This window comes from Micromonospora sp. ALFpr18c (genome assembly GCF_008868155.1).
GTDB lineage: Bacteria > Actinomycetota > Actinomycetes > Mycobacteriales > Micromonosporaceae > Micromonospora.
Map to the genome: position 1 here is coordinate 1 of NZ_WBKR01000393.1, position 1,451 is coordinate 1,451.

The 1,451-nt window shown below is 67.5% G+C and carries 1 protein-coding gene; it reads left to right on the forward strand.

Translation table 11 applies throughout. The features are described 5' to 3' along the window. Positions 1–73: 73 nt before the first annotated feature. Positions 74–1,405: an ISAs1 family transposase gene (locus F8271_RS31345; protein WP_151493383.1), complete on the forward strand. Its 1,332-nt coding sequence runs from the start codon at positions 74–76 to the stop codon at positions 1,403–1,405. Positions 1,406–1,451 lie beyond the last annotated feature (46 nt).

Below are 1,451 nucleotides of genomic sequence, written 5' to 3' on the forward strand. Positions count from 1 at the left end.
AGTTGTGGGACGAGCGCGACTCTGATGATCTTTCGGGTGTCTAGACCTAAAGATCGTTCCAGGAGCCGCGCTCGTGTCCTCATCTTCCCCGATCCACCCTGTTGTTGACCACCTCGCCGATCTGGCCCTGTGGGAAGCCGAACTCGCCGCGGGCTCGGTCACCTCGGATGCGATGGCTGCTGATGCGTTGTCGGTGGCGTCGTCGCTGCTCGACCGGCTGCGGCAGGTGCCGGATCCGCGGCGGTTACGGGGTCTTCGGCATCCGCTGCTGGTGATTCTGGTCCTGACCGCGTGCGCCACGTTGGTGACGGGTAACGACTCGGTGACCGCGATCCGGCAGTGGGCGGCGCGGACCCCGCAGGATGTCCTGCACCGTCTCGGGGCCCGGTTCAACCCGCTGTCCGGCCGTTACACGGTACCCAGTGAACGTACGTTCCGGCGGGTCCTGACTGGTCTGGACGGTGATGCCCTCGACACGGCGACCTGCGGATACGCCACTGACGTCGTACGTGGCGACGCGTCGTTGCCGGTCATCGCCGCGGGCCACGACGAGCCGACCGAGCGGGAGCAACGCCGCGCCGCCACCCGAGCCGTCACCCACCCGAGACCGGCCGGGCTGCTACCCGCCGCCGCGATCGACGGGAAACTGCTGCACGGCACCCGCACCGAGGCCGGGCAGGTGTTCCTCGTCGCCGCGATCACCCACCACGAAGCGGTGATCCTGGGCCAACGCCAGGTCCCCGACAAACGCGGCGAGAACGCGGTGATCGCCGAACTGCTGACACCCCTTGATGTCGCCGGGATGATGCTCACCCTCGACGCGCTGCACACCACGAAGAAAACCGCCCGCCTGATCACCGGCACCTTGAAAGCGCACTACCTGCTGATCCTGAAGGGGAATCAACCCCTCGCCTCTCACGCCGCCCAAGCGTTACTCACCGGCACCGACACCGCGTTCATCGACCACACCGACGTCGACCAGGACCGGGGACACGGGCGTACCGAACGCCGAACCCTGCGCGTCGCCGCCTGCGACGACACACTGTTTCCCGGCGCCCGGCAAGTCTTCCGGCTGCGCCGTGACACCGGCGACCTCGACGGCGTGCGCACCAGCAAGGAAATCATCCACGGCATCGTCAGCCTCGGCGCCGACCAGGCCGGCCCGGACCATCTCAACGCCTACGCCCGAGGACACTGGGCCGTGGAAAACCGTCTACATTGGCCCCGGGACGTGACCTTCCGAGAGGACGATTCCCAGCTCAGAACCGGCACAGCCCCACGAGCCCTGGCCAGCTTCCGCAACCTGGCCCTCAACACCTTCCGCCTCGCCGGACGCGCCAACATCGCCCACGCCCGCCGAGACCTCCACGACCGCACCGACACCTTCGCCGTCTACGGCATCTAACAAACCATGATCAAACCGGACACTCCCGAACAACGCCGGGGCCGTG